The organism is Rhodothermales bacterium (genome assembly GCA_017643395.1).
GTDB lineage: Bacteria > Bacteroidota > Rhodothermia > Rhodothermales > UBA10348 > JABDJZ01.
Map to the genome: position 1 here is coordinate 59,875 of JAEPNP010000006.1, position 25,964 is coordinate 85,838.

Annotated in this window: 22 protein-coding genes; 10 read left to right on the forward strand and 12 right to left on the reverse strand. The window is 63.4% G+C overall.

What is annotated here, in order from left to right; translation table 11 throughout:
- Positions 1–3: 3 nt before the first annotated feature.
- On the reverse strand, positions 4–753 hold the full coding sequence (locus JJ896_16520; protein MBO6781262.1) for a hypothetical protein: 750 nt from the start codon (positions 751–753) through the stop codon (positions 4–6).
- A 92-nt stretch (positions 754–845) separates the two neighbouring features.
- Here JJ896_16520 and JJ896_16525 point away from each other — a divergent pair, with 92 nt between their 5' ends.
- On the forward strand, positions 846–1,595 hold the full coding sequence (locus JJ896_16525) for a hypothetical protein (protein MBO6781263.1): 750 nt from the start codon (positions 846–848) through the stop codon (positions 1,593–1,595).
- A gap of 13 nt (positions 1,596–1,608) precedes the next feature.
- On the opposite strand, the gene JJ896_16530 is transcribed toward JJ896_16525, so the two are convergent.
- The gene (locus JJ896_16530) at positions 1,609–2,778 is read right to left on the reverse strand and encodes an FAD-binding oxidoreductase (GenBank protein ID MBO6781264.1); all 1,170 of its coding nucleotides are present in this window, start codon (positions 2,776–2,778) and stop codon (positions 1,609–1,611) included.
- Positions 2,775–3,752, reverse strand: coding sequence for an oxidoreductase (locus tag JJ896_16535; protein MBO6781265.1), 978 nt, complete (start codon positions 3,750–3,752; stop codon positions 2,775–2,777). The genes JJ896_16530 and JJ896_16535 overlap by 4 nt, the downstream gene beginning before the upstream one ends.
- A 77-nt stretch (positions 3,753–3,829) precedes the next feature.
- Between JJ896_16535 and JJ896_16540 the strand changes: the two genes are divergently transcribed.
- Positions 3,830–4,543 (forward strand): energy transducer TonB, encoded by a 714-nt coding sequence (locus JJ896_16540; protein ID MBO6781266.1) that lies wholly within the window; start codon positions 3,830–3,832, stop codon positions 4,541–4,543.
- A 3-nt stretch (positions 4,544–4,546) separates the two neighbouring features.
- On the opposite strand, the gene JJ896_16545 is transcribed toward JJ896_16540, so the two are convergent.
- Positions 4,547–5,575 carry a hypothetical protein gene (locus tag JJ896_16545; protein ID MBO6781267.1) on the reverse strand — a complete coding sequence of 343 codons (1,029 nt, stop codon included), beginning with the start codon at positions 5,573–5,575 and terminating at the stop codon, positions 4,547–4,549.
- 49 nt (positions 5,576–5,624) lie between these two features.
- Complete coding sequence (locus JJ896_16550; GenBank protein ID MBO6781268.1) at positions 5,625–6,179, reverse strand: NUDIX hydrolase; 555 nt, start codon at positions 6,177–6,179, stop codon at positions 5,625–5,627.
- A 204-nt stretch (positions 6,180–6,383) separates the two neighbouring features.
- Here JJ896_16550 and hppD point away from each other — a divergent pair, with 204 nt between their 5' ends.
- Positions 6,384–7,520: a 4-hydroxyphenylpyruvate dioxygenase gene (hppD, locus tag JJ896_16555; protein MBO6781269.1), complete on the forward strand. Its 1,137-nt coding sequence runs from the start codon at positions 6,384–6,386 to the stop codon at positions 7,518–7,520.
- Positions 7,521–7,577: 57 nt separating this feature from the next.
- Positions 7,578–8,765 carry a homogentisate 1,2-dioxygenase gene (locus tag JJ896_16560; GenBank protein ID MBO6781270.1) on the forward strand — a complete coding sequence of 396 codons (1,188 nt, stop codon included), beginning with the start codon at positions 7,578–7,580 and terminating at the stop codon, positions 8,763–8,765.
- A gap of 21 nt (positions 8,766–8,786) precedes the next feature.
- Here the strand turns inward: JJ896_16560 and JJ896_16565 are convergent, their stop codons facing one another.
- Positions 8,787–10,151 carry a hypothetical protein gene (locus JJ896_16565; GenBank protein MBO6781271.1) on the reverse strand — a complete coding sequence of 455 codons (1,365 nt, stop codon included), beginning with the start codon at positions 10,149–10,151 and terminating at the stop codon, positions 8,787–8,789.
- Positions 10,152–10,266: 115 nt separating this feature from the next.
- On the opposite strand from JJ896_16565, the gene JJ896_16570 reads away from it, so the two are divergent.
- The 4 genes from JJ896_16570 to JJ896_16585 all read left to right on the forward strand — a co-directional run bounded on the left by JJ896_16570 (position 10,267) and on the right by JJ896_16585 (position 17,884).
- Positions 10,267–12,225: an AMP-binding protein gene (locus tag JJ896_16570; GenBank protein MBO6781272.1), complete on the forward strand. Its 1,959-nt coding sequence runs from the start codon at positions 10,267–10,269 to the stop codon at positions 12,223–12,225.
- A 127-nt stretch (positions 12,226–12,352) separates the two neighbouring features.
- On the forward strand, positions 12,353–13,465 hold the full coding sequence (locus JJ896_16575) for a carboxypeptidase-like regulatory domain-containing protein (GenBank protein ID MBO6781273.1): 1,113 nt from the start codon (positions 12,353–12,355) through the stop codon (positions 13,463–13,465).
- Between the two features lie 44 nt (positions 13,466–13,509).
- A complete protein-coding gene (locus JJ896_16580; GenBank protein ID MBO6781274.1) occupies positions 13,510–14,592 on the forward strand; it encodes a carboxypeptidase-like regulatory domain-containing protein in 1,083 nt (360 codons plus the stop codon).
- Positions 14,593–14,599: 7 nt separating this feature from the next.
- Entirely contained in the window at positions 14,600–17,884 is a 3,285-nt protein-coding gene (locus JJ896_16585; protein MBO6781275.1) for a CRTAC1 family protein, read from the forward strand.
- A 691-nt stretch (positions 17,885–18,575) separates the two neighbouring features.
- Here the strand turns inward: JJ896_16585 and JJ896_16590 are convergent.
- Both JJ896_16590 and JJ896_16595 read right to left on the reverse strand, forming a co-directional pair.
- A complete protein-coding gene (locus JJ896_16590) occupies positions 18,576–18,968 on the reverse strand; it encodes a YraN family protein (GenBank protein ID MBO6781276.1) in 393 nt (130 codons plus the stop codon).
- Positions 18,946–19,530, reverse strand: a complete 585-nt coding sequence (locus tag JJ896_16595; protein MBO6781277.1) for a hypothetical protein — start codon at positions 19,528–19,530, stop codon at positions 18,946–18,948. The genes JJ896_16590 and JJ896_16595 overlap by 23 nt, the downstream gene beginning before the upstream one ends.
- 95 nt (positions 19,531–19,625) lie before the next feature.
- On the opposite strand from JJ896_16595, the gene JJ896_16600 reads away from it, so the two are divergent.
- Both JJ896_16600 and JJ896_16605 read left to right on the forward strand, forming a co-directional pair.
- The gene (locus JJ896_16600) at positions 19,626–20,471 is read left to right on the forward strand and encodes an SAM-dependent chlorinase/fluorinase (protein MBO6781278.1); all 846 of its coding nucleotides are present in this window, start codon (positions 19,626–19,628) and stop codon (positions 20,469–20,471) included.
- On the forward strand, positions 20,464–21,795 hold the full coding sequence (locus tag JJ896_16605; GenBank protein MBO6781279.1) for a hypothetical protein: 1,332 nt from the start codon (positions 20,464–20,466) through the stop codon (positions 21,793–21,795). Before JJ896_16600 ends, JJ896_16605 begins: the two co-directional genes overlap by 8 nt.
- A 6-nt stretch (positions 21,796–21,801) precedes the next feature.
- Here JJ896_16605 and JJ896_16610 read toward each other — a convergent pair whose 3' ends face one another.
- The 4 genes from JJ896_16610 to secF form a co-directional block, all read right to left on the reverse strand.
- A complete protein-coding gene (locus tag JJ896_16610; protein MBO6781280.1) occupies positions 21,802–23,184 on the reverse strand; it encodes a HAMP domain-containing histidine kinase in 1,383 nt (460 codons plus the stop codon).
- Positions 23,185–23,230: 46 nt separating this feature from the next.
- Positions 23,231–24,523 (reverse strand): adenylosuccinate synthase, encoded by a 1,293-nt coding sequence (locus JJ896_16615; protein MBO6781281.1) that lies wholly within the window; start codon positions 24,521–24,523, stop codon positions 23,231–23,233.
- Positions 24,524–24,658: 135 nt separating this feature from the next.
- A complete protein-coding gene (locus JJ896_16620) occupies positions 24,659–25,003 on the reverse strand; it encodes an STAS domain-containing protein (protein MBO6781282.1) in 345 nt (114 codons plus the stop codon).
- Positions 25,004–25,041: 38 nt separating this feature from the next.
- Positions 25,042–25,950: a protein translocase subunit SecF gene (gene secF, locus JJ896_16625; GenBank protein ID MBO6781283.1), complete on the reverse strand. Its 909-nt coding sequence runs from the start codon at positions 25,948–25,950 to the stop codon at positions 25,042–25,044.
- Positions 25,951–25,964 lie beyond the last annotated feature (14 nt).

Here is a 25,964-nt window from a genome sequence, read left to right on the forward strand (position 1 = left end):
AGACTAGGCGGCTTTACGAACTGTGATTTCAGAATCTGTGGTCTGGCTGCCGATGGCGTGGATCGTGCCCGGAATCACCTTGGGCAGGAAGTCGGACACGGCCTTGACCACCTTCTCCATGTTGCTCTTCGACAGGAATCGAATCGAGTGCGTGTTCTCTGCCACGGTTTCGATGGCCCGACGCACTTCGCGACGGGACGGGTCGTAGGCAGCGAAGGTCACAACGCCCTTGCGCTTCCTTCCGTCCGCAGGCACCACGGGCAACACGCCAAGGCCCAGCAGGCGCGGGATGACCGTGTTCGGCCACGACTTCGAGAGGTGATCCACCAGGCCCACGGTTTCAAGCATGGACACCTCGACCGGAGCGAACCCGAAGGAAACGGCTGCGGCCTCATAGATTTTGTCAGCGGGGATCTCCTCGGTGCGCAACAACACCCTCCAGAGGCGTTCCCGGCGACCGGTAGCCCTCCACAGTCTTTTGGCGCGCTGGAGCGTGCCCGGTTGTAGTTCTCCGGTTGCCTGCAGATAGGCGATTACCCGGTCGGTTTCGGCACGTTTTTCCTCCATGGGATATAGCGACGGATCTTCGTATACACGGTGGACGCGGCCGCGACGAGGCTCGAGGCGCACGATGTTCAAATGAGGCGCAGCCACGGGCTCCTCGGTGGGCAGCTGCTCGGCCACCACCGCAATCGGCCCGGAATCCTCTTCTGCGCGGGTTTGCCGATCGAGTCGGCGGAACAAATGAATCATCCTTCAGGGTTGCTCGGTACGGGTGCGGCAGATGGTGTACCAGGCCTGCTTATGATGCGCAGGACACCGCAGGACTGTACCTTCGCCGCGTGATGAGTGAAGGCAAAGACCGGACCATCCGGGATGAGACGTTCCGGGTGCGGGCCTACGAGGCGGGACCCGACGGGATGGCACGACCGGACGTGCTCTGCAACTACCTGCAGGAAGCGGCCGCCAACCACGCCGCCCTGCTGGGTGTGTCCGGGGAGGCACTGGCCGGCATGAACCTCACCTGGGTGCTTTCCCGCCTGGTTATCGAGATCGAGCAGTTCCCTGCGTGGCAGGACACCGTGCAGGTGCGCACGTGGCCTGCGGGACTTCAGGGCATCTTCGCCATCCGCGACTTCGAGCTAACGGCGAGTTCCGGCGCAGTCGCACGAGCGACCACGGCCTGGTTCCTCATCGACACGGCCCGCCGCAGACCAGCCCGACTACCCGAGCAGGTGACCGGAATCCAGCTCCCTGAGCGGGCTCGCTCCCTGGTGGACGACTTCAGCAGACTGCCCCCTGTGGAGGACGATGGGGTCCGTATGCCGCTCGTGGCAGCGCCATCCGACATGGACTTGAATCAGCATGTGAATCACGTTCGCTACCTCGCCTGGATGCTGGACTCGATGGAGTCCGATTGGCTCGACAGGCACCGTTTGCGACGACTGCAGATCCAGTTTCGCAGCGAGTCTCGGGCCGGGGATGCGCTTGTAGTACGTTCGGCGGCGCGATCCGAATTTGGCTGGGCACACGAGGTTCTGAACGAATCCGGCCAGGGTCTCAGTCAGGCTCACTCGGAGTGGTTGCCCCGATGAAACGCGGGCAGGCTCACGCTGAGGCGGCGTGAGCGGTAAGCTCCGGGCGGTCCGGGGCAAACAGATCGCCGGCCTCGTCAACCGCGCCCGTCAGACCGCGGGCCAGCAGCTGCCCGGCCCGGAATCCATACGCCATGCCGTGACCGGTGAAGCCGGTTGCCATCCAAATTCCATCGCCCACCGGTCCCACGACCGGGAGCCCGTCTGGCGAGAAGCCCATGATGCCTGACCAGCGGCGCACTACCTCGGCTCCGGCGAGGGACGGGAAGTGTGCATGCGCATAGGCCTCCAGGTCTGCCTGAAGCTTGACCGACGTGCCCTCGAGGAACCCCGCCTCTTCGGTCCGATGCCGGTGACGCGCCCCTCCAACAAGGACGCGCCCGTCATAGTCGCTGCGCAGATAATAGTACCCCTCGTGGCTATAGACCGGCGCGGGAATGCGCGCCGGAACGCGTGGTTTGAGCGCCAGCATCTGGGCCCTGTGCGGCTCCACCCAGGCCGCGGCGGCAGGCCATAGATCGGGGGCCCACGGACCGGCGGCGATGACAATCTGGTCGGCGCGTACCTCGAAGCCATCGCCAACCACGCGGCCTTGATGGACCGCGACCGCACGGTGATTCCTACGCACGAGGGCCCCTGAACGTGCAACGAGTTGGTTGACCAGCTCGAACGGGTCCAGCATGCCACCTGTCTCGGTGAACAGGCCTCCGAGGAATCCGACCGACCCAATGCGGGCATTCAGCGCGTCGGACTCCAGAAAGGAACCCGCAAAACCGTCTTCGCGCATGCGCCCGGCCGACCGGCGCAGGCGTTCTTCCTCGGCACCGTCCCCGGCGACGGTCAGACTGCCGGAGGGCACGAAGCGGAAGGCGGCACCGGGAATCTCGTCAAGCAGGCGATCGCGGTTCTCGTGCGTAAACCGGCGCAGGCGACGGGCGCGATCCAGTCCATAGAGTTCAATGTCCGTGACGTAGTCAGTAACCGCTCCCTGTAGCAAAAAACCGGCATTCCGGCCGCTGGCGCCCCAGGCCGGCCATCGTGCGTCGAGCACCGTCACGCGCAGCGCAGGCGCGACCCGGCGCAGCCAGAAGGCCGTGGAACACCCCAGAATTCCCGCGCCGACAATGCAGACGTCCGCCTCCAGCCGGGCCGGTGAAGCTGTATGCCACACGGATCGGGTCATGCGCACCGAACCACGGTTCGCCCACGCTTCTTGCCGCCGAGTAGCGCCACGGCCTCTCCATGCACGCCGGCCAGGTCCGTTTCCGCGGCCAGCAGCGCGTACAACTCTCCGTCCATGAGATCACGCAGACGGGACCAGGCCTCCCGCCTCAGGGCATCCGGACACGTATTTGAGTCGATGCCGAGCAGTCCCACACCCCGCAAAATGAACGGAAACACGGTGGTGTTGAGCTCATGCCCCCCTGCCAGCCCGCAGGCGGCGATCGCTCCCCGGGTCATGGTCTGACTGATGAGCGCCTCGAGGGTCGAACCGCCCACGCTGTCCACGGCACCACCCCATCGCCCGGAATCCAGCGCACGATGCGCTCCCGAGGCCAGGTCGTCGCGCCCGATGATGCGGGAGGCACCCAACTCCTGGAGGTAACCGGGATCTCCCGAGCCGGTGGATGCCACGACCTCGTGGCCCAGGCGGGCGAGCAGCGCCACCGATATGCTGCCGACCCCACCGGACGCTCCCGTAACGGCGATGGGCCCATCGGCCACACCATGCGCTTGTATCGCCATGCAGGCGAGCATGGCGGTGAAGCCGGCGGTGCCGACAATCATCGCCTCGCGAGCCGACATGCCCTCTGGAAGTGGGACCACATGCTCCGATCTAAGGCAGGCTCTCCCGGCATAGCCACCCCAGCGGTTCTCGCCGAGTCCCCACCCGGTCTGCAGCACCATGTCACCAGGCGCAAACGTCGGGGACCGTGATGCCAGCACCCGGCCGGCGAGATCGATCCCCGGGACAAACGGAAACGGTGCACGCACAATGGGGCTTCTGCCGGTCAGGGCCAGGGCATCCTTGTAGTTGAGGCTCGACCAAAGCACCTCTACGTCCAGATCACCCTCCGGCAGCGAATCCAGCGGCACCTCTCGCAGGTTTACTGCCGGGTTTTTGCCTTTCTCCTCGATGAACAGTGCTGTTACCATGCTGCAAGATCCGTGCTCTCGGTCATTGCAACCTATGCAGTTCTTGAACGTGCAGTGAAGGATCGGACCCACGACGCATGAATCCCCCCGAGCATCGTCCCTCCGTACGGGATCGCAATGAGGCTTACCTGAGCCGCGTCCTGGTAGCGCTCGTCACGGTGCTTCTGACCGGAATTGTACTGGTTCGACTTCCGTGGGCGCCAGAAGCGCAGAATCGCGTAGGCTGGCAGGTCATCACGAGCGATGAGGTGATTGCACTGGAAAACGTGCGATTCGAAGAGGGGCTTTCTGCTGCGCCCGGCATCGTCTTTGAGCAGCCCCAGGAACGGACCGTGGCCCCCGTGATGGCGGATGAGCCGGTGGCCGGAACCGAGGACGGTGAGGAGGAGGAGGCGGAGGTCGAGTCCGCCGGCGAGCCCCAGCAGAATCGCGTCGAGCGCATGGAGCGGCTGGTGCTCGCGGCCGCCGAGACCATGCCCGAGATTCGCGGCGGTCTGGGGGCGTATTACATCAACATCAGGTACCCGCAGAAGGCCATTGATGAGGGCATAGAGGGCCGGCTGGTGCTCGATTTCATCGTCGAAAAGGACGGCCGGGCCTCGGACATACTGGTCTATCAGTCGCTGCACCCGCTGTGTGACTCCGCCGCCGTACAGGCCCTCCGGCAAACCCTGTTCATGCCCGGGCGGTCCGGCGGCGAAGCCGTCGCTGTGCGCATGCGGCTGCCGGTCCTGTTCCAGATTGTACCGACGGCCGGCAGCAGCCCCGACAGCGTCGGCAGTCGCCTGTAGCGCCTACCAGGTCAGGTCCGGGTTATCCGGAGTTCGGGCCGGCATGGGAAGGTCGCCCAGTTCGATCACGCGACCATCGATCTCCGCGCGCCACCTCCGGTCGGCGTCGTTGTTCGCTTTCACGAATGTGTACCTCGCGTTGCGCCCGGTGTCGTCGGCCTCCAGTCGCCCGACGAGCTCGTACCAGTCTCCGCGGCGGCTGAACCGCCAGTGCAGTTCTACCTCCGCCATGTATCGACCGGTGCCGGCGTCGTACTCCCAATCGTTGACGAACACGTAGGCTCGTCTTGTGCTGCGTCCGCCGGTAACCTGTTCCAGCACACGCTCCCCCGCCGCCTCAGCCAGCGCCGAGACGTCGGCGACCTGCTCCTCTTCCGTCTTGCGACTTAGCGTGAGCACCGTGGAGGCGACGGTCAACGGACCGTTCTGGTAGGTGGTCTGCAGCTGGAATTCCACCTCCGCGCGTCCGTATTGCCGGAAGGCTGAAAGCAGGTAAAAGCGAAAGTCCCGGTACCCGTCGGCCCTGCGCAGGTCAAAACGACCTCCCCCGACCTCCATGGGAACGGTCATGCCCGCATCCTCGGTCTCCAGCACGCGCACCCTGGCCTCCAGGCGATTCGGGATGGGATCGTCCAGGTTCTCCCAATCGCTGGTCCCGAAGCGTGCCCGCTGGATGCGCGGTTTGAGCCGATAACGGCCTCGGGCCATGGTCTCGTCCACCGGGAAGTCGATCTCAAGATCCGACTGAATGCGCTTGGGCGATGCATGAATGGCCCGCTGCTCACACACCTGACCAGTCTCGAAGACACCGCAGGCCTCGACCAGCACGGGTTCATTCGGCCCGAGCGAGCCGTCCGGCACGAAGACAACCGAGTCCTGCCCCGTGTACAGGGTGTCATAGCCGGCATCGAACAGTGTCACCTGGACGAACCGCGGTCGTTGGGGGACGGCAGTCATGCGGGCCGGCTCATCAAAATGCAGGACCACCAGAAGCGAATCCCAACTGGGTCTCTCCACCTGAAGTGACCGCACATCCGGCAAATTGGGCCCGCAGCCCATCGCCAGTATCAGCAGCGTCAGGCTAGCGCAGCAGCCCGCGCGCCTCGGCAAGACCAATCGCGGCAATGTGAATCCCATGGATGATGCGGTTGTCGGCAACGGCCTGTCGAAGTTCGTCCACCTCAAGGGTGACGAGCCGCAGGTCCTCACCTGCGTCCGGTTGCGGCTCAGCGACCTGTTTTGCTCCGTGTGCAACGTACAGGTGCGCCCAGTTCGTGTGTTTCGAGGGATCCGGTGCAAAGACTCCGAGATGCGTAAAGGTATCGGCTGCATAACCGGTCTCCTCGAGAAGCTCCCTTCTGGCGCCATCCTCCGGAGATTCTCCGGGATCGATGGCTCCCGAGGCAAACTCAAGACTCAGACGGTGCACCCCGTACCGGTATTGTTCCACCAGTACGTGCCGACCGTCCTCCCGGATGCAGATGGTTGCGGCCCAATCCGGATACTCCAGCACGTGGAACTCGGGCATCTCGGCACCGGACGGCAGTCGCACGTGGTCCATACGCAGGTTCATCCACCGTCTTCGAAGCACATACGCGCTGCTCAACGTGGTCCAGGCCCTGTCACTTTTTTTCATACCGAAGATTGTTTGCCTGAGCCCTCGTGGCGCGGGGGCGCGACGCTTCCTGTTTGGTTCTAGTGGCGTTTTACCGAATAATGATTGGCTATCGCGCAATACGCTGGCACATGACAAGGCAAAGCGCAGGCTCACCCTGATTTCCGGCGAAACTTCGCAAGCGCTTCCGCGATCAAAAACCCGCCACAAAACGCCAGAGACCTCATGGCCCATTCTGAGACCCTCGCCGCGCCGGATACGGCCTCCCAGACCGACTTTCTCCCGATCAACGGGACGGACTATGTAGAGTTCTACGTCGGCAACGCCCGGCAGGCAGCGCACTATTACCAGAACGCGTTCGGCTTCCAGATTATCGGCTATCGTGGTCTGGAGACCGGCAGTCGGGACAGGACAAGCTTCCTGCTTCAGCAGGACAAGATCCGCTTTGTGCTTACTTCGGCCCTGGACCCGAACAGCTTTATCGCCGACCACGTGCGGCGTCATGGTGACGGTATCCGGGACATCGCTCTCTGGGTCGACGATGCCACGTATTCGTTCCAGGCGACCACGGAGCGCGGGGCGCGGGCAGTGATGGAGCCGCAGACCCTGAGCGACGAGCACGGCGAAGTGGTCATGGCCTCGATTGCGACCTACGGCGATACGGTGCACACGTTTGTCGAGCGCAAGAACTATGCGGGACTGTTCTTGCCGGGATTCAAGGCCTGGGACAACCCATTCTGGAAGCCCAGTCCGGTCGGTCTCAAGTACGTCGACCACTGCGTGGGCAACGTCGAACTGGGCGACATGAACACGTACGTGGACTTCTACGCGGACGTGATGGGATTCCGGAACCTGATCTCCTTCGACGACAGTGATATCTCGACCGAGTACACGGCGCTGATGTCCAAGGTGATGGCCAGTGGGAACGACCGCATCAAGTTTCCCATCAACGAACCGGCCCATGGACGCAAGAAGAGCCAGATCGATGAGTATCTCGAGTTCTACGGCGGACCCGGCGTGCAGCACGTGGCCATGGCGACCGACAACATCCTGGAAACCGTCAGCGCCCTGCGCTCACGGGGCGTGGAGTTCCTGCACGTACCGACCACCTACTACGACGAGCTGCAGGACCGCGTCGGCCGGATTGACGAGAACGTCGCTGAACTCGGTGAACTCGGCATCCTCGTAGACCGGGATGACGAGGGGTATCTGCTGCAGATCTTTACCAAGCCGGTTCAGGACCGGCCGACCGTGTTCTACGAGATCATCCAGCGCAAGGGCGCACGCTCGTTCGGAAAGGGCAACTTCAAGGCCCTGTTCGAGGCCATCGAGCGGGAACAGGAGCTCCGCGGCACGCTCTAGCTCCGGACCCTTACGACCTGCCGGCCGTCACAACCCCGGAACTCACCACCCACTGTCATGCCACACTACGTCCGGATGGGGCGCCTTCCCCACAAGCGCCACACACAGATGCGCAAGGAAGACGGCACGCTCTTCAGTGAAGAGGTGATCGGTGCCGAGGGCTTCAGCGGCATCTCGTCAATCGCCTACCACCTGCACCCGCCAACGTTGGTGGAGCGCACGCTGGACCCGATTCCGTATGACATCGCCTACGCCGATCAGGATTTCCTGGCGCACCGGCATATCCTCGGGCACCAGGTGCCGTCTGACGGTGCCTGGCTGGAGTCACGGAAGTACATCATGGGCAACAGTGACGTGCGCCTGGCGCTGGCCGGCCCGACCGAAGACATGGGCTACTTCTACCGGAATGCCCAGGCCGATGAAATGGTGTACGTGCACGACGGCGAAGGCGAACTGGAGAGTCCCTTCGGCACGGTGGAGTTCCGGCAGGGGGACTATGTGCACATCCCGCGCACGATCACCCACCGGTGGCGATTCACCGGCGACAAGCGCCCCAGGCTGCTGATCATCGAGAGTTTCTCCGAGATCCGCTATCCCCGACGCTACAAGAACGACATGGGGCAGCTCCTGGAGCACAGCCCGTATTGCGAGCGCGACATACGGCCTCCGACGGATCTCGTCACCCATGACGAGGAAGGCGAGTTCGAGGTCCGCATCAAGAAGCACGGGTACCTCCACCCCATCGTCTATCGCTACCACCCGTTCGACTTCGTGGGCTGGGACGGCTACATGTATCCATACGCCATTTCCATCCACGACTTCGAGCCAATCACGGGCCGCGTGCACCAGCCGCCGCCGGTACATCAGATGTTCGCGGGGCGCAACTTCGTGATCTGCTCGTTTGTGCCGCGATTGTACGACTACCACCCGAAGGCCATCCCGGCCCCGTACAATCATTCCAACATTGATTCGGACGAGGTGCTGTACTACGCCGAAGGCGACTTCATGAGTCGAAGGGGAATCAATCGGGGCTCATTTACGCTGCATCCCGGGGGCATTGCCCATGGACCGCACCCCGGCACGGCGGAAGCGTCCATCGGCAAACGAGGCACCGAGGAACTGGCCGTGATGGTCGACACGTTCCGCCCCCTCAAGCTCACGCAAGTGGCCCTGGACAACGAGGAAGCCGACTACATGCTCTCCTGGCAACCCGAGCGTCACGCTCTGCCGACGAACGGACAGTAGGAGCGATGTAGCCCCGCCTGTCTAGCCGGCAGGCTCCGCAGCGGGCTGCTCGGAATCTGCAGGAAAGGCGGTATGTGTCTTGGACACGCAGTACAACTCCCTGCCGATTCCTTCGGCGGTGGCAGAGAAACACACCCGGTCCGAATCCACCGAGGTAAGGTCGGCAGGATTCGACCCGACCGGGCCCGGCCAGATGTCGATCACCAGCTCGACGGCCGTGCCATCCGAGCGCCGCAGCTCTGCACCATGCTGCGCGTCACGCGCGGAAAAGTAGAGCATGTCGTCAAACACACGCAGATTTGCGGGGTCACTGTTGCCCGGACCGACATGCAGGTCAGTCACCAAATACACGTCCCTGCCATCGGTTCGGCGGAGTTCGACGCCGTTTGTGGCATCCGTGCCGACGAAATACAGCTCTCCGTTGAAAGCGGTAAACCCGTAGGGGTCTCCGGCTGCCGGACCGCTGTTCAGATCGACCAGCATGGTAGGCTCGCCGCCCTCCTCGATTCGCCAGAGTTCATGACCGAATACCCCGTTGGAGGCGGCAAAGTAGAGGGCTCCTTCCCACACTGCGAAATTGCGGGGATTCGATCCGGGCTCTCCGGGGTTGATGTCCGCGACAAGAGAGATTCCCTGGCCATCGAACGAGAACAGTTCGGTGCCCACATCCGCGCGATAGGCGTAGAAGTAGAGGGTGCTGCCAAGCTGCGTAAGCTCGCTGGGCCGGGAACCGCTCGGCCCCGGATTCAGGTCCTCCACCAAACCCGGCGTAGAGCCGTCGGTGCAATAGAGTTCAGTGCCCTCCGCGCCAGTCTGGGCGGTGTAGCACAGTTGCCCTCCAAAAACAGTCAGCTGCGAGGGGTTGGAACTGCCCGGCCCCACATCCACATCGAAAGCCGGCGAAAACGTGCCGTTCTCGTACTTCCAGAGTTCGAATCCGGTGCTGCCGTCGTTGGCGCGGAAATAGAGGGCATCGTTCCACTCCATGAAGTCCGTCGGAGAAGACGAATCGGGGCCCGGAAAGATGTCACTGAGCCGCTGCGCCGTTCTGCCGTCGTACTTCCAGATTTCTCGGCCGTACGCGTCAAGAAGTGCCGTGAAGTACAACTCGCCGTCGTAGATGAAAAAGCGCGAGGGGGCTGCGTTGCCGCTCTCCGGCTCGATATCGGTGACTCGCTCAAGACCGCTGGAGGTGAGGCGCCAGACCTCGCTGCCGAACTCGCCGTCGTTCGCCTGGAAGTACATGTCGCCTTGCCACATGATCAGGTCCTCGGGATTGGAGGCATCCACTCCGGGAAGGATGTCTTGAACCAGACCTGCCGGAGGTGGAGCCGATGGGCTACAGCCAAGGCAAAACAGAAACGCGAGGACAACCGCTCGATACATGTTGGGTCGGGCTTTTTACCGAATTTCGGCGCGGTCAACGCTGAATCCCACGCCAGGTTTGGCGGTTGACCTGTCCCTGGCATCAGGTCGCTGTTTTTTCGAAACCCCATCGCCCATGAATCCTGCTTCCTACCCCTTCTCCGAGGACATCGCCTGGCATCCGGATCCGGAGGTCGTAGCCGGAAGCAACCTGACCCGGTTCATGCAGGAGCACGGAATCCCTGATCTGGACACCCTGCAGCAGCGCAGTGTCGAAGACAGGGAATGGTTCTGGCACGCTGTGATTCAGGATCTCGGCATCCGGTTCAGAAAACCCTACAGCCGGGTCATGGATGCGGAGGGTGGCCCTGAATTCCCGCGGTGGTGTGTCGGGGGGCGCATGAACATTGTGGACAGTCTGCTGGACCGATGGATTGAGGACGGGCACGGAGAGCGAGCGGCGCTGCGGTTTGAGGGGGAGGACGGCACCGTCCGGGTGCTGAGCTATGCAGAATTGAATGCCGAAGTCTGCCGGGTTGCCAATGCTTTGCGCCGGGCCGGCATCGGACCTGGAGATGCCGTCGGGCTCATGATGCCGATGTGCGTCGAGTTGGCCGCAGCATTCCTTGCTGTAATCAAGGTCGGGGGCATCATACTGCCTCTGTTCTCGGGCTATGGGCCGTCCGCAGTGGCGACGCGGCTGAGAGACGCCGAGGCAGCCGCCCTCTTTACGGCGGACGGGTTTCGCCGACGCGGTCGACCGGTCGAGCTGAAGCCGACGGTGGATGAGGCACTGGGGCACTGCCCGACCGTGCGCACAGTAATCGTTCTGGATCACGCCGGACTGGCTCCTCCCCTTGCCACCGGGCGCGACATCTCCTGGAGCGACTTCGTGGACGGCCAACCCGACGAGGCGGAGACCCGGGAGATGGATGCGGAGGACGTGCTGATGGTGATTTACACCAGCGGCACGACGGGACGTCCCAAGGGTGCGGTGCACACGCACTGCGGGTTTCCCATCAAGGCGGCCCAGGACATGGTGCACGCCATGGACCTGAAGCCCGGGGAGGTTATGTACTGGATGACCGACATGGGCTGGATGATGGGCCCCTGGCTGGTCTTCGGCGCGCTGGCGGCCGGTGCGACGATGGTGTTCTATGACGGCGCTCCCGACCATCCTGCCCCGGACCGGGTCTGGGAGGTGGTCTCTCGCCATGGAGTGACCCACCTCGGCCTCAGCCCGGTGCTTGTCCGCGCCCTGGCACCCCACGGCGCGGACCTGCCGGGACGCCATGATCTCTCGGCCCTGAGAGCCGTCGGATCCACGGGAAGCCCCTGGGATCCGGATTCATGGCGTTGGCTGTTTCGCAACGTGCTGGAAGCCCGCAAGCCGATCCTCAACTATTCCGGAGGCACAGAAATCTCCGGGGGTATTGTCTGCGGCAACTTCTTCAGACCGCTCCGGCCCTGCGCGTTCTCGGGACCCGTGCCCGGCATGGATGCGGATGTGCTGGACGAGGAAGGCAACCCGGTGCGTGGAGCCGTGGGCGAACTTGCCATTCGCGGTCCGTGGATCGGCATGACGCGCGGATTCTGGGGGGACCGCGAGCGCTACCTGGACTCGTACTGGAGGCGTTTTCCGGGCATCTGGGTGCACGGTGATTTCGCGGCCATCGACGAGGACGGTCTGTGGTACATCCTCGGCCGAAGCGACGACACGATCAAGGTCGCCGGTAAACGGCTGGGACCCGCTGAGGTCGAGGCCCTGCTGAACGCACACCCGGATGTGGCCGAGAGCGCAGCGATCGGAGTGCCCCATGAAATCAAGGGGGAAGTTGTGGTCGCGTTCTGCGTGCCCGTTCCGGGTACCGATGGAGGCGAGGCCTTACGAAAGGGCCTGTATGATCGCCTCACCGCGGAGTTGGGCAAACCCCTGAAGCCGAAGGCCATCTACTTTGTGGACGCGTTGCCGAAAACGCGCAACAGCAAAGTCATGCGACGTGTGATCCGCGCAGCGCACCTGGATCTCGATCCGGGCGATCTGTCAAGCCTTGAGGATCCGGCCACGCTTGATGCCATCCGGCAGGCCAGATAGTAGACGCCGTGCCCATCGTGCTGGACAATTGGTCCCTGTATTTTTACGCTGCGGAGGCATTTGATGGGTTGCACGCCAACTGGCCCCGAGTTTGTGTAGCGATCGGGAAACGCCAACATTGACCCTCATGCGGTACTGCATCGCCCTCATCTCCCTCCTGTCCCTGGCGCCCATGGCGCAGGGTCAGAGCACTCGTATCTCGGGCCAGGTGACCGAGGCTGGAACCGGGGACCCCCTACCCGGCGCGCACGTCTTCATCGCGGCATCCCAGATCGGGACCGTCACGGACAGTGAGGGCCGGTACGCGTTGGAAAGCCTGCCTCCGGGGGCACACCGGCTGTACGTATCGATGCTGGGCTTCGAGCCGGTCGCGGTAGACTCCCTGTTCCGCCCGAGGGCCTATAACCTGGACTTCCAGCTCCGACAAAAGGTGTTGGAGGTCGGCGAAGTGACCGTCGAGGCGCAGGGCGACCCGAACTGGGCCAGGTACCTGGAGCGGTTCGAGAACCTGTTCATTGGGGAAACGCCCAATGCCATGGAGACGAAGATTCTCAACCCGGAGGTCCTGGACTTCTCGGAGAAGCTCGGGCGATTCCGGGCGTACGCTTCGGGCCCGCTGGAAATTGAAAACCGGGCGCTGGGCTACCGCCTGCAGTACTTCCTGAACGATTTCCAGGCTACGGCGGGACGAACGCAGTACGACGGCGAACCCCTGTTCACCGAAATCGACTCGGCGTCCGTCCAGGATCGCGAACGATGGGCACGGAAGCGGCAGGAAGCCTTCATGGGGTCTTTCAGGCATTTGGTCCTGGCACTCCTGGCGGATCGCTCGGAGCGGCAGGGGTTCAAGCTGTATACCCGCCCCAGCGTGTCGGTCGCCGGGGAGTCACCCCGGGGTCAAGTGGCCATGCTCCAGGGGGAGCAGCGCTTTCCGATCGACAACCCCGGTTCCCTGTTCAAGCCGGGAGATGCACCGGATGAGTACATCCTGGGCTTCAACGGTTTCGTGGAGATTGTGTACCTGGGCGAGGTGGAATCGGAAGCGTACCTGAACTGGCAACGGCGTGGAAGGCGCGCAAAGGCCCGCTACCAGACCAGCTGGATCAATCTGGAGAACGGTCCGACTGTGTTCGATTACAAGGGTGACTTTGTGGACCCGTACGGCGTGACGTTTTACGGCTACCTGGCTTTCGAACGGGTGGCTGACCAGATGCCGAAAGAGTACCGGCCGGGACGGTGAATCCGGGCCGCAAGCCCATCGCCCGTCTGGCCCTGCTCACTCTGATGGCGTGTGCTCTTGGGGTCGTGCCGGAGGCCCGCTGCCAGGACATTTTCGGCGTGGTTACGGACGCCGAGACCGGCGAGCCCTTGCCTGGAGCCCATGTGTTTGTGGCCGGATCCCTCGCCGGCACAGCGACAGGAACGCACGGGAGATTCGTGCTGGCGGGCCTTCCCTCGGGCTCCCATCGTGTGGTGGCTTCCATGCTCGGTTACGCCCCGGCGGCCGTCGACACGATGCTGTTCTCGTCGGATCTCGAGGTCAATTTCAGGCTCAACCCCCGTGTGGTTCCGCTGGATGGCCTCGAGGTAGTGGCCCGGACGGACGATCGCTGGCAGAAGAACCTGGAACGGTTTACACGCGAGTTTCTGGGCCAATCCCGAACGGCCGGAGCTGCCCGCATCATCAATCCGGAGGTTCTGGACTTTGATCGCAACTGGTGGGGTCGGCTGCAGGCAACCGCGTCGGCCCCCCTGATCATTGAGAATCGTGACCTGGGGTACCGCACCACCTATCTCCTGAAGGACTACGATTACACGCCCAGTGTACTTCGATATGACGGGGACCCCGTGTTTGAGGAGCTCGAGCCGCAATCCCGCGAGGAGGCGGAGGCCTGGGCTGCCCTGCGCGAGCAGGCGTTTCGGGGCAGTTTCCGGCACTTTCTCCTTGCCCTCCTGGCGGACTCGACCAAAGAGCAGGGCTTCCACGTGTACCGGAGACCGTCGCTGAATGACCCCAATCGCGCATCGATGCGCTTTCCGCTCGCCCCTGAGCGCCTGCTTGGCAAGGCAGACACCGCCGGTGTCATCCTGCGATTCAACGGATTTGTGGAGATCATCTACGAGCCGGAGCTGGAAGAGCCTGCCTTCCTGAAGAAAATGGGCACCTTTCGAGCCCCGGCCGCGCAAACCTCCTGGATCCGCCTGTCCGACGGGCCGACGCTCATCGACTGGCTGGGCACGGTCGTCGATCCGTACGGAGTCACCGTCTACGGGTATCTTGCATTTGAGCGGGTGGGCGATGAGCTCCCGAAGGAGTACCGCCCTCCCGGTATCCACCTGAAAACGGCACCACCCTCCCCTGACTGATTCCGCCATGACGCCACGGCGCCCTTCCGTTCTGCTTCTGCTGATTGCGCTTGCTGCCGGATGTGCGCCTGCCGTCCCGGAACCGGGTTCGGAGGAGTATCTGGAGGCGCTCGGTGCCTTCTACGGCGGCGTGGCAGCGATGCAGATCGGGGATGACCTGCGTGCCCGCGCGCGCCTTGAGGTGGTGACCGAAATCGTACCGTCCGAATCGGCGGCCTGGGCCAACCAGACACTCCTGGCTTTGCGGCGCGGAGAGACCGACGCCGCCGCTGTGGCAGCGTCGGAGGCCATGGACGGGGCTTCGGATGCACGTGTCGCATTGATTGTCGCCCACGCCAGTCTCGCCGTCGGCGACACGGCCTCGGCCGTGGCCCAACTGGAGGGTGTTTCTGCGCATTCCCCCCGCACGCTCGTTCTGCTTGCGCAGCTCCGGCCTGATGCAGCTGCCGGGCTGCTCGAGCAGGCTTCGGATCTGGCACCCGCCAACACGGCCCTGATGATGGCCAGGGTTAATGCGGGATTGGAGGTTCCGGGTTTAAGGGGGGCCTTGCTCGAACGGCCTCATCCAGACCCTGACGTTCTGCAGGAGGAGCTCTCCGGGCTCGACGGCAGTTCCGAAGCGACCATGGCCCGGCTTACCAACGTGCTCATGCGGGCTGACTGGTATCGCGCGGATCTGGACGCGATAGAAAGTCCGCCCGAGCTGGTGGCGCCTCCCCTCGAGACACCCCTGGCCCTTTCTCCGCCGCCCAACCGGGTGGCCCCGGCCGACCTGCAACTCGTCATGCGGGCTGATCCCATCCCGGTCACCGATGCGGGGTGGACCTGGTCGGCTCCCGCGTTTGTAGGCGACTCCGAGACTCCTTCCGTGTTGCTCGCCCGCGGCCGCGTGCTCTCGCTTCCCGACGGCACTGAGGTGCGGCTGACGGATGCTCCCGGTTCAGGGACTGCCGTGCAGGATCTGGATCAGGACTACCTCATGGACCTGGCAGTGGCGGGTCCATCCGGCGTTACCGTGTTCAGGCAGACTCCTGCAGGCTCATTCACCGAGAGTCAGGGTGCGACTCCCGTGACGACGGCGGCCCGGGGGGTGTGGGCGTTTGATGTGGATATGGAGGGCGACCTCGATCTGCTCGTCGCCCTGGAGGACGGTGGATTGCGCGTGCTCCAGAACCTGGGAGACGGCACCTTTGTCCTGGATCGACTGGTGGGCGATGTCCTGGTGCGTGACCTAAAATGGGCGGACCTGGATGCCGACGGCGACCCTGACCTGGCGGTCCTGGCTGACAACGGATCGCTGCAATGGCACGAGAACCTGCGCAACGGGCGCTGGGCGGCCCCGGAAACGCTCGGTCAGGACGTTGTGGCCGTCGGCCTTGACGACGGCAATGCCGACGGAAGATTCGAGCTTGCCGCGGTCACCGAGCAGGGAGTGCTGCGACTTTCACCCGGTGAGCAGGCGGAGGCGGCGGTGGTTGAAGGCGCCCTTCCCCCCGGCGTGACGGAGCTCATGCTGGTTGAGTTGGACAACAACGGGGCCGTGGACTGGGTGCTTCAGGCTGGAACCAGCGTGCACGTTTACCTCACGGACTCGGACGGCACGCTGCGTGCGCTCGATCCGATTGTCGGATTTACGATGGACGGAGCGGCTGCCCTAACCGAGGCCGGTGGCCCGGCGCTGGTAGGGCGAGGTGCGCAGGGCGAGGCCCTGGCGTACCTGCCTGACGGCCTCGCCGGATATCAGTGGAAACGCATTCGCCCGCGCACGGCCGAGGTTCTCGGAGACCGCAGAATCAACACATTCGCCGTGGGCGGCGAGGTGGAGCTTCGTTCCGGACTCCTGTATCAGAAGCGGCCGATCGATGGCTTCCTGGTTCACTTCGGCCTCGGAGACAACCTGCTCACCGAAGTAGCCCGCATCACGTGGCCCAACGGCGACATCCAGGTGGAATTTGATCTGCTGTCGGACGAAACCGTGTTGGCGCAGCAGCGGCTCAAAGGATCATGTCCGTGGGTCTTTGCGGTGGGAACAGAAGGCGTGGCGACTTTCATCACCGACTTTATCTGGCGCTCGCCGCTGGGCCTGCGGATCAACGCACAGGAAACGGCGGGCATTGCGGCGACCGAGGACAGGATCCTGATCCCTGGCTCCGCGCTTGCCGAACGAGACGAATTGTTGGAGGTCCGGATCACCGCGGAGCTGTGGGAGACTCATTTCTTTGACTACGTCGGGCTGATGGCGGTGGACCACCCCACGGGCACCGAGGTTAGGCTGGACGAGCGGTTCGCATTTCCGCCGCCCGACGGCCGAACGCACCTGTTTGAGGCCATGGGTCCGATGGCCTCTGTACTGGATGCCCGCGGAAACCCGGCAGACGGCGCGGCCCTGTCGCGTGACGACACCTATGTGCCCGGACCGGAAAGGGCTCGCTACCAGGGCATCGCCCATGATCACACCCTGGAGATGGTGCTCCCGGATTCCGCGCCGGCGAATGCAGTGTTCGTAGGCTTTGGATGGGTGCGACCCACGGATAGCTCCATCAACGTGGCCGTGGACCAGGCCGCCCGCGAGGTGCCGACCAGTCTGCAACTTGAGATTCCCGACGGCCGCGGAGGGTGGTCCACCGTGCGGCGGGATCTCGGATTCCCGTCAGGCAAGCAAAAAACCGTCATTCTTGAGCTTGCCGACCTGTGGCTGCCCGGTGCGGAGCGGCGCTTTCGCCTGCGCACGAATCTGGAGGTCTACTGGGACCAGCTTGGTTGGGCTGCTCCGTCTGGCGATCGGCCAGTGGAACGCATGCTGCCCCTGTCCTCCGCTACCCTGCGATTTCGAGGATTCTCGCGCGTTGAGGCCGCCGACCGCGTGTCTCCCGAGTTGCCCCAGTACGATCAACTCGTCGCGACACGGCCCATCTGGCGGGACCTGGAGGGCTACCACACACGGTTTGGGGACGTCCTGGAGTTGCTCCGGGCCGTAGAGGATCGATACGTCATCATGAATGCGGGCGATGAACTCGTGCTTCGCTTCGAGGCCCTGGATCCACCCGCCGATGGATTTACGCGCAACTACGTGTTGGTCGGGGACGGCTGGGTCAAGGACGGCGACCTGAATACCACCTTCTCTACAACCGTCCTGCCACTCCCCAGCCACGAAACAACCGCATACGACACGCCGCCCCGTGGTCTCGAGCAGGATCCGGTGTATCGCAGGCATCCGGGCGATTGGCAGCGCTACCACACCCGATACGTGGCACCGGACCGGTTCAATCGCGCGATGACTGGGCGGGATTAGGGGGCGGCGGTTTGGTGGTTGCGGCGCGGGGCGGCCGGGGCGGTCGGGGCGGCACGCGGCGGGGCGGACGGGCCTCGCCGCAGCGGTGCGGTCGGGGCTGCCCGCGACGGACAGCGCTGCGCCTTGAGTCCCTCGGCCTCAAACGTGGAATCGGGCTGGCCGTTTACACTTCGCAGACCTCCGCGCCGACCCCGACATCGAATATGGGTGGGCTTTTACACTCCGGGGGCGTCCGCGCGGCCTCAAACATGGAATTGGGGTGGGTCTTTCCACTCCCCGTGCTCGGCGAGGGGCGCTCGCCGCTCCGATGCGGTCGGGGCTGCCCGCGACGGACACCGCTGCGCCTTGAGTCCCTCGGCCTCAAACGTGGAATCGGGCTGGCCGTTTACACTCCGCAGACCTCTGCGCCGACCCCGACATCGAATATGGGTGGGCTTTTACCCTCGGGGGGCGTCCGCGCGGCCTCAAACATGGAATTGGGGTGGGTCTTTCCACTCCCCGTGCTCGGCGCCCGGACTCACGCCGCGGCCACAAGCTCGGCGCCCGGACTCAAGCCGCGGCCACAGGCTCGGCGCCCAGACTCAAGCCGCGGCCACAGGCTCGGCGCCAGAGAGCTCACGCCGCGGCCACAGGCCGGCACCAGGGCACCCGCCGCGGCTACAGACCCGGCGCCGCCCCCTCCAACCGCCGCTCAGAAGGTCCAGAACGCGTTCTCAATGTGGTGAATCTCGGGCTCCTGCCCGGGCAGCCAGGTGATTGCAACCACGTCGAATCGGGCGGGTGTACGATCCATACGATTCTCGTGCAGCCAGGCGCGTGCCGCGCGGATCAGGTGCTTCCTCTTCTCCGGCGTTACGGCTTCCTCCGGGTGCCCGAATCCGGTGCCCCGGCGCGTCTTTACTTCCACGAAGACCATGTCGCCGCCGTCCTCCCATCGTTCTCTGGGCTGAAAGGCGACAATGTCCACCTCCGATCGCTCGAACCGATAGTTGGTGGCCATGATCTGATAGCCCTTGCCCTGCAGGTACTCCTCTGCAATCGCCTCGCCCTGGCGCCCGGTTTCAACGTGATTGGTCTTGCTCATCGGAGAGGCCTACTAGTTGGCGCAGCAGTTCCACATTTTGTGCCTGGATGAACGGCAGGATGGTCTTGGACAGTCCTTCGAACACCTCCATCAGGCGCATCAGATTGTCGAGGCGCTCGCAAAAATGTCGCTCGGCCGGAGACAGATCATCCGGACAGGGCCCGCTCTCCTGCCCCGTCAACAACTCCCGACACTCCTGAAGCTGTTGCATAACGGGCTGGATCTCCCTGCGCTCGCGCTCGCGGATAATCTGCAGGGTGATTTCCCACACGTCTTTCTCGGCAATGAAGAAGTCCTTGCGGGATCCTGGAAGGTGCGTTTTGCGCACCAGATTCCAGTTCATCAGCGAGCGCAGATTCATGTTGGCGTTGCCGCGTGAGATCTGCAACCGCTCCATGATGTGATCGGTGTCGACCGGCTCCTCCTGCGCATACAGGAAGGCGTGGATCTGAGCCATGGTTCGGTTGATGCCCCAGTTGGAAGCCATTTCACCCCAGAACAGGATGAACTTGTTGAGGGCTTCGCCGTGTCGGGTATCCGTGTCGGACGGGGTTTGCGCCATGCGTTGCAGACGATACGGCCGGTTCCCGGTTCCAGAATGTGCGATGCGCGGACAGCCGGCGAACACGGTTCATGCAGCACCCGAAGCCCTGATCTTTGCTAACTTCCGCGCTGCTTTCCCGCGCCTCGCTCATCGGCATGCCCGCTCCCAACGGCATCCTCACGCTGCTCACCGACTTTGGTACCCGCGACGCATACGTCGCGGCGATGAAGGGCGTGGTCCTGTCTGTTGCCCCGGAGGTGCGGATCGTGGATATCACCCACGACATCCCGCCTCAGGATGTGATGCAGGGGGCGTTTGTGCTGCGCGACTCTGCTGCACACTTTCCGCCGGGCACCGTACATGTGTCCGTCGTCGACCCGGGCGTCGGTTCTGCCCGCAAGGCCGTGGCAGTCGGTAAGGCCGGGCAGTACTTCGTGGGTCCCGACAATGGTCTCTTTTCCCTGGTATTGCAGGCCCGGCCGGATGAAGCAGTGGTGCTCGACAACCCCGACTTCTGGCGTGTACCAGACCCGAGCTCCACGTTCCACGGCCGAGATGTCTTTGCACCGGCCGCGGCCCATCTTGCGGCGGGAATCCCCTTGTCCGAATTGGGATCGCCGCTAAGCCAATTGACCCCCCTGCATTGGGCCTTGCCAATTCACGACGAGCAGGGAATTCGGGGCTGGGTGGTCCACGTGGACCGATTCGGGAACTGCGTCACGAACATCACCCGCGAGGAGTTCATCGGCGGCCGATCCAAGCGGCGCTTCAAGTGCTATGCCGGCACCGTCATCCTGGATGACGTGCAGCCGACTTACGCCGCCGTTTCAGGGGGCGACCCACTCCTGCTTTTCAATAGCACTGACCTGCTCGAAATTGCGGTTTCCCGCGGAAACGCTGCCGAACTGTACGGACTGCGCACCGGGTCACCCATCAATGTAGTCTTCCTGGATGGCTAAGAACGACGCCACGACACGCGTGCCCCACCTGGCGGAGGCGTTCGCCCTCGCACAGGTCATGACCAACAGTCTGGAGGCGGCCGAATCGCTGGTTGTGGAGGCCTACCGATCGGCCGGAGCGGCTAACCGGTTTGCACTGCTGGGCGCGATGGTTACGGCCTCTGGAATGGCCTTTGACGACATCGAACCAGTGCCCCTCGGGGCCGTCGCGACGCCTCCCTCCGGGCCGGCGGCCGCGCCGGCCGACGCCGCGACAAGCTCACCCTCCGACGCCGCGACTAGCTCACCCTCCGAGACCGCGACTGGTGCGCCGCCCGACGCCGCGACAAGCTCGCTCTCCGCGACCGCGTCAACCTCACCCCCCGACGCACCGGTCACCGCATCTCCCCATTCCGATCCATCACAGCCGCAAAGCGACCTCGAACCCGCATCGCTCGTCTCGGCACGCATCAACCGGGAGCTGCTGCGTGACCGGCTCGCCCGCGCGTATGCGGCCATGGACCAGCGTGACCGCACCGTGACCTTTCTGGCAACCCGTGGCATGCGCGCACCGGACGACCTTGGCACCGTTCTGGGCATTCCGGCCCCGAGAGCCGCGCTGTTCCTGGGTGAAGCGGCATCCAGGCTCGCCGCACAGGAGGTCTGCACGGCGGAAGTTGCCCTGGATGCGCTGGATCTGGACAGATTTCTCGAGCGGCCGGGATCCGAACTGATCCGCAAGACGGCCGGCGCGCTCATGCGTCCCGCGACACGTCGCAAGCGTCCTCTCCGCACCCGCGTTCCGGCCGTGCTCTCCCTGCTCGCCATCGGCGCGCTGACCGCGGTCGCTGTGACCCAACTCTTCCCGCGACAGGAAGTCGTCCAGATTCCCCCTCCCGCGGATGCGCTGGAGCGGGCCGCCCAGATTGTGCCCTTCACCGAGGTCGAGCTGGAAACCCGAAGCCGAGAGCAGGCCGCAGACTGGTTTGACGGTCGTGTGGACTGGGATTTCGCAGTACCCAACATCGTCGGCACGGGCCTGACTGGGGTCGCGTTCCCGGAGATCGCCACGGGTGTGCGCATCCCGGTCTTCTTCTTCGGGCCGTCCGGGGATCAGCGCGACATCACCATCGGGGTGCTGAACTACGCCATGCTTGGAGCCCGGGCAGACCGCATAACGCTTGATCGGGCCACGCTCGACAACCTTGCAACCGGCGGAGCCCCGCGCATGCGGACGTTCGAAGGCCGAACCGCGGTGGCGCTGCGGCACCGGGACGACATCTTCCTGGTGGTATCCCGCCAGACGGACGTGGCGCTGCCCGGCCGCGTCTCCTTTCCGGACTGACTCAGGTCAGGCCGCGGGGATCTCAATCCGGAAGGTCGAGCCCTCTCCGGGTTTCGAGGCGACGAGCGTAAGCGTGCCGCCGTGGTAATCCTCGACAATGCGCTTTGCCAGGCTCAGTCCGAGCCCCCAACCCCGCTTCTTGGTACTGTATCCTGGCTTGAAGACATGGTTGGCGTCCCGCCGATCGATGCCCTTGCCGGTGTCGGCCACATCCACGCGTATGCGATCCTCAAAGCGCCTGCCCCGAACCTGAATCGCGCCTTTATCGCCCTCAATGGCATCCATGGCGTTCTTGATCAGGTTCTCGATCACCCACTCAAACAACTCGGGATTCAGGCTCGCGCGCAGCCCCCGATCAAGATCCGTCGTGAGCTGAATGGCCCGACCTCGAGTCGGGAGTCGGTGGCGCATGTACCCTACAATATTCTCGACGACGGGGTCGACAGGCTGCACCTCCAGCTTCGGCAGTGAACCGATGTCGGAGAAGCGTGCCGTCACACGCTCCAGGCGGGCGATGTCCTTTTCAATCTCTCCAAACGCGGTCTGCTCCTGCTCCCGCCCGACGTCCGGCATGCGCAGAACTTCGAGCCAGCCCATGAGACTGGAGATGGGGGTGCCCAACTGATGCGCAGCCTCCTTGGCCATCCCCACCCAGAGGCTGGACTGCTCACTACGTCGCACGTAGGAAAAACTGAGGTACCCTACCAGCACGAACAACGCCACAAAGAGCAACTGGACGAAGGGAAAACGCCTCAGATCTCGAACCAGCGCACTCTCCCCGTACAGCATGTACTGCACCCACTGGATGGTCTCCCCGGTGGGGGTCCCGTAGCTCAAGTCGATGCGAATGGGATCATGCTGCGCCATCATGTCCCGTTGCAAGCGAGCCAGGACCGTTGCTGCTCGCGCCGAGTCCGGTGGCGCCATGGCGGTCAGGCTCGCGCCCTCGATCGGCACGTTGCGCCAACCGATGGCGCTGCCGTCCGTGGAGTCCACGAGGATGTGTGGAATCCCGAAGTCGGGCTCCATGAAGGCCTCCAGGATGAACGTCAGGTCGTTCACGGGAGGCATACCCTGAGACCATACGACGGCCCGGCGAAGTGTCTCTCGCTGCGTCCTGCTGAGCGGCTGCCCCGCGGCGTCCATCATTTCGCCCGTTGCCAGCAGACGATTCAGGTCCCGCAGTTCCTGCTCATACGGGTTGATGCCCTGCGCTGCAGCGCGTGGTACCTGCGCAAGGGCCATCGCCCACAGCTCGATGATGGATTGCTCCCTTTCGCGAAGCTGCTCAGCCAGCGAATTGGTGTACCACAGCGACGCCACCGCAATGGCGACCGCAAATACGATCAACCCCAGTTTGAGGTTGACCGACATTCTGTATGCCTTCATGCAATTGGTCCGTTCGGAGGCTGGCGCCTCCTGTTCGGTAGCAACGTCAGGCGGTGACTCCGTCTATGGCGATGGTCTGGGAGCGCTTGGGTCCGGTCGAGACGTACGAAATGGGCACGTTCAGGTTTTCGGACACAAACTGGAGGTAGGACCGCGCCGTGTCGGGCAGGTCATCGTACGAAGCGACCTCCGTGATGTCTTCCTGCCACCCAGGCAACTCCTGGTATTCGGGCGATGCGTTCTGAAGCCCTTCGAGATGGCTCGGGAATCGCGTGTTGACCTTGCCGTCTCCCTGCCGGTAGCGCGTGGCAACCTTTAGCGCGTCAATTCCGGAAAGCACATCGAGCTTTGTGATCGCCAACTCGGTGAAGCCGTTGATGCGCGATGTGTAGTTGAGCGCAACGAGGTCCAGCCACCCACACCGCCTGGGGCGGCCGGTAGTGGCCCCGAACTCGTGGCCGTTCTTGCGAAGCAATTCTCCGGTCGCGTCTTCAAGCTCTGTCGGGAAGGGGCCGTTTCCGACGCGCGTGGTGTACGCCTTCACGATGGCGATGACGCGGTTCACTTCGGTCGGCGGAATGCCCAGACCGGTGCACGCCCCTCCCGCAGTCGGATGACTGGACGTCACGAACGGGTACGTCCCGTGATCCACGTCGAGCAGCGAGCCCTGCGCCCCTTCAGCGAGCACGTGTTTGCCGGCAGCAAGTCCATCGCCCAGGAGTTGGGTGGTATCCGTGACAAAGGGGTCGATGAGCTGGTCAAACTCGACGTACTCCTCGATGATGGCCTCGACGTCCAGCTCTTCCTCCTTGTACACCTCGCGAAGGATGGCATTCTTCTCCTGGATGGCCGTGGTCAGCTTGCGACGCAGCACGTCCCGGTCAAGCAGATCAACGACCCGAATGCCCGTCCGGGCGAACTTGTCTACGTAGGCCGGTCCGATGCCACGGCCAGTCGTGCCGATGGCACCCGCATCACGAGCCCGCTCACGCACCTGCTCGATGCGCTTGTGGTACGGCATGATCAGGTGGGCATTGTGGGAGATGAACAGACGACCCTCCACGCGAATGCCCAGCTGACGGATCATGCGAATCTCGTCCATGACGGCCACGGGGTCGATCACCACGCCGTTGCCGATGACGCACTGCACGCCGTCATGGAAGATGCCGCTCGGCACCAGGTGGAGCACGTGCGTCTCATCACCGATGCAGATCGTGTGGCCGGCGTTGGCCCCACCCTGGTAGCGCGCTACGATGTCTACTTCCGCGGAAAGCAGGTCGACGAGCTTTCCTTTGCCCTCGTCACCCCACTGGCTTCCGATTACAACCGTTACCGGCATGCTGCTGACTCTTTTTTGGCGATGGCCGCCTTCCCAACGATTCCCGGCGGGCCGGGGTCCGTACCCCCTTTACACAGGAAAGGCGGCGGGTTGGTGCCCGCCGCCTTTCGAAGAACTGGTCCTTTTCTGAGGCGCCTACTCTTCCGAATAGCTCTCGACGGCCGCGTCCACGGAATCAAAGTGCTTGAACACCGTGATCAGCTTGGTAATGACGAGCAGCGACTGGATGCGATCAGCCACATTGGCCAACCTCAGGTCTCCGCCCGCATTACGCATGGTGGTCATGGCACTGATGAGCATTCCCAGACCACTGGAGTTCATGAACTTGACTTTGCCCAGGTCGGCAACCACGTTGGTCTTGCCAGCCTCTTTGAGCTCGTGCAGGGCATCGTGGAGTTTGGACCCGTCAGGTCCGCCCATGACGTTCCCTTTGAGGGTGATGACGACGCAGTTATACCGTTCGTCGACGTTGTAATTCATGCCGGTGTCTGAGGTGGGTGTAGGCGCTCCTGGTACGATCAGCGGCCTGTATTACCGAGGCGATTCCGGAGTTCGACGACTACCGGGGAGGCCACGAAAATAGAGGAGTACGTACCGATCAGGATGCCGATGATCAGCGCAAAAGCGAAGCCGCGGAGGACTTCGCCGCCGAATATAAAGAGGACCGCTACCACGAGCAATGTGGTTCCTGAGGTCACAATCGTGCGACTGAGCGTCTGATTGATCGATTTGTTGACCATCGAGGTGTAGGCCTCCGTCTTGAAGATCGCTGAGTACTCACGTATTCGGTCGAACACGACCACCGTGTCGTTCAGCGAGTAACCGACAATCGTCAGGAAGGCTGCGATGATCGTCTGGTCGATCTGCAGCGAGAAGGGCAGGATGCCCTGCAGCGCCGAGAACACACCGAGTGTGATCGTCACGTCGTGGAACAGTGCAGCCACGGCGCCCAGCCCGAATCGCCATTCAAAGCGGATCAGGATGTAGACGAAGATGACGAGCAGCGAGCCCAGGATCGAATAAATCGCCCCCCGCTTGAGGTCCTCGGCAAACCGGGGCCCGACGATATCGGTCTTTACGATCACCGGATTCGAATCCGGATAGAGAGAGCTGAATCCGTCAACGATCTGATTCTGCACTGCCGTGATGCTCTCCGTCGGGAGAGTGCGGACAAGCAGGGCGTCGTCAAACGTCTTGACTTCGGGCTCAAAGCCGAGCACGCCGCCGAGTCCGACGCGGACCTCGGTCGCATCGAGCGGCGTGGCAGTTTCTACGACGAACTCCATACCGCCCTGGAAGTCGATTCCGAGCTCGAGGCCCCGAATCGCGATGCTGGCGATACTTGCCACCAGCAGGATGCCGGAGAGGATATACCCCTTTGTCCGGCTGTCTACGAACTTGTAGTTCGCGTTTTCAAATATGCGCATGACAGTCTATGTGT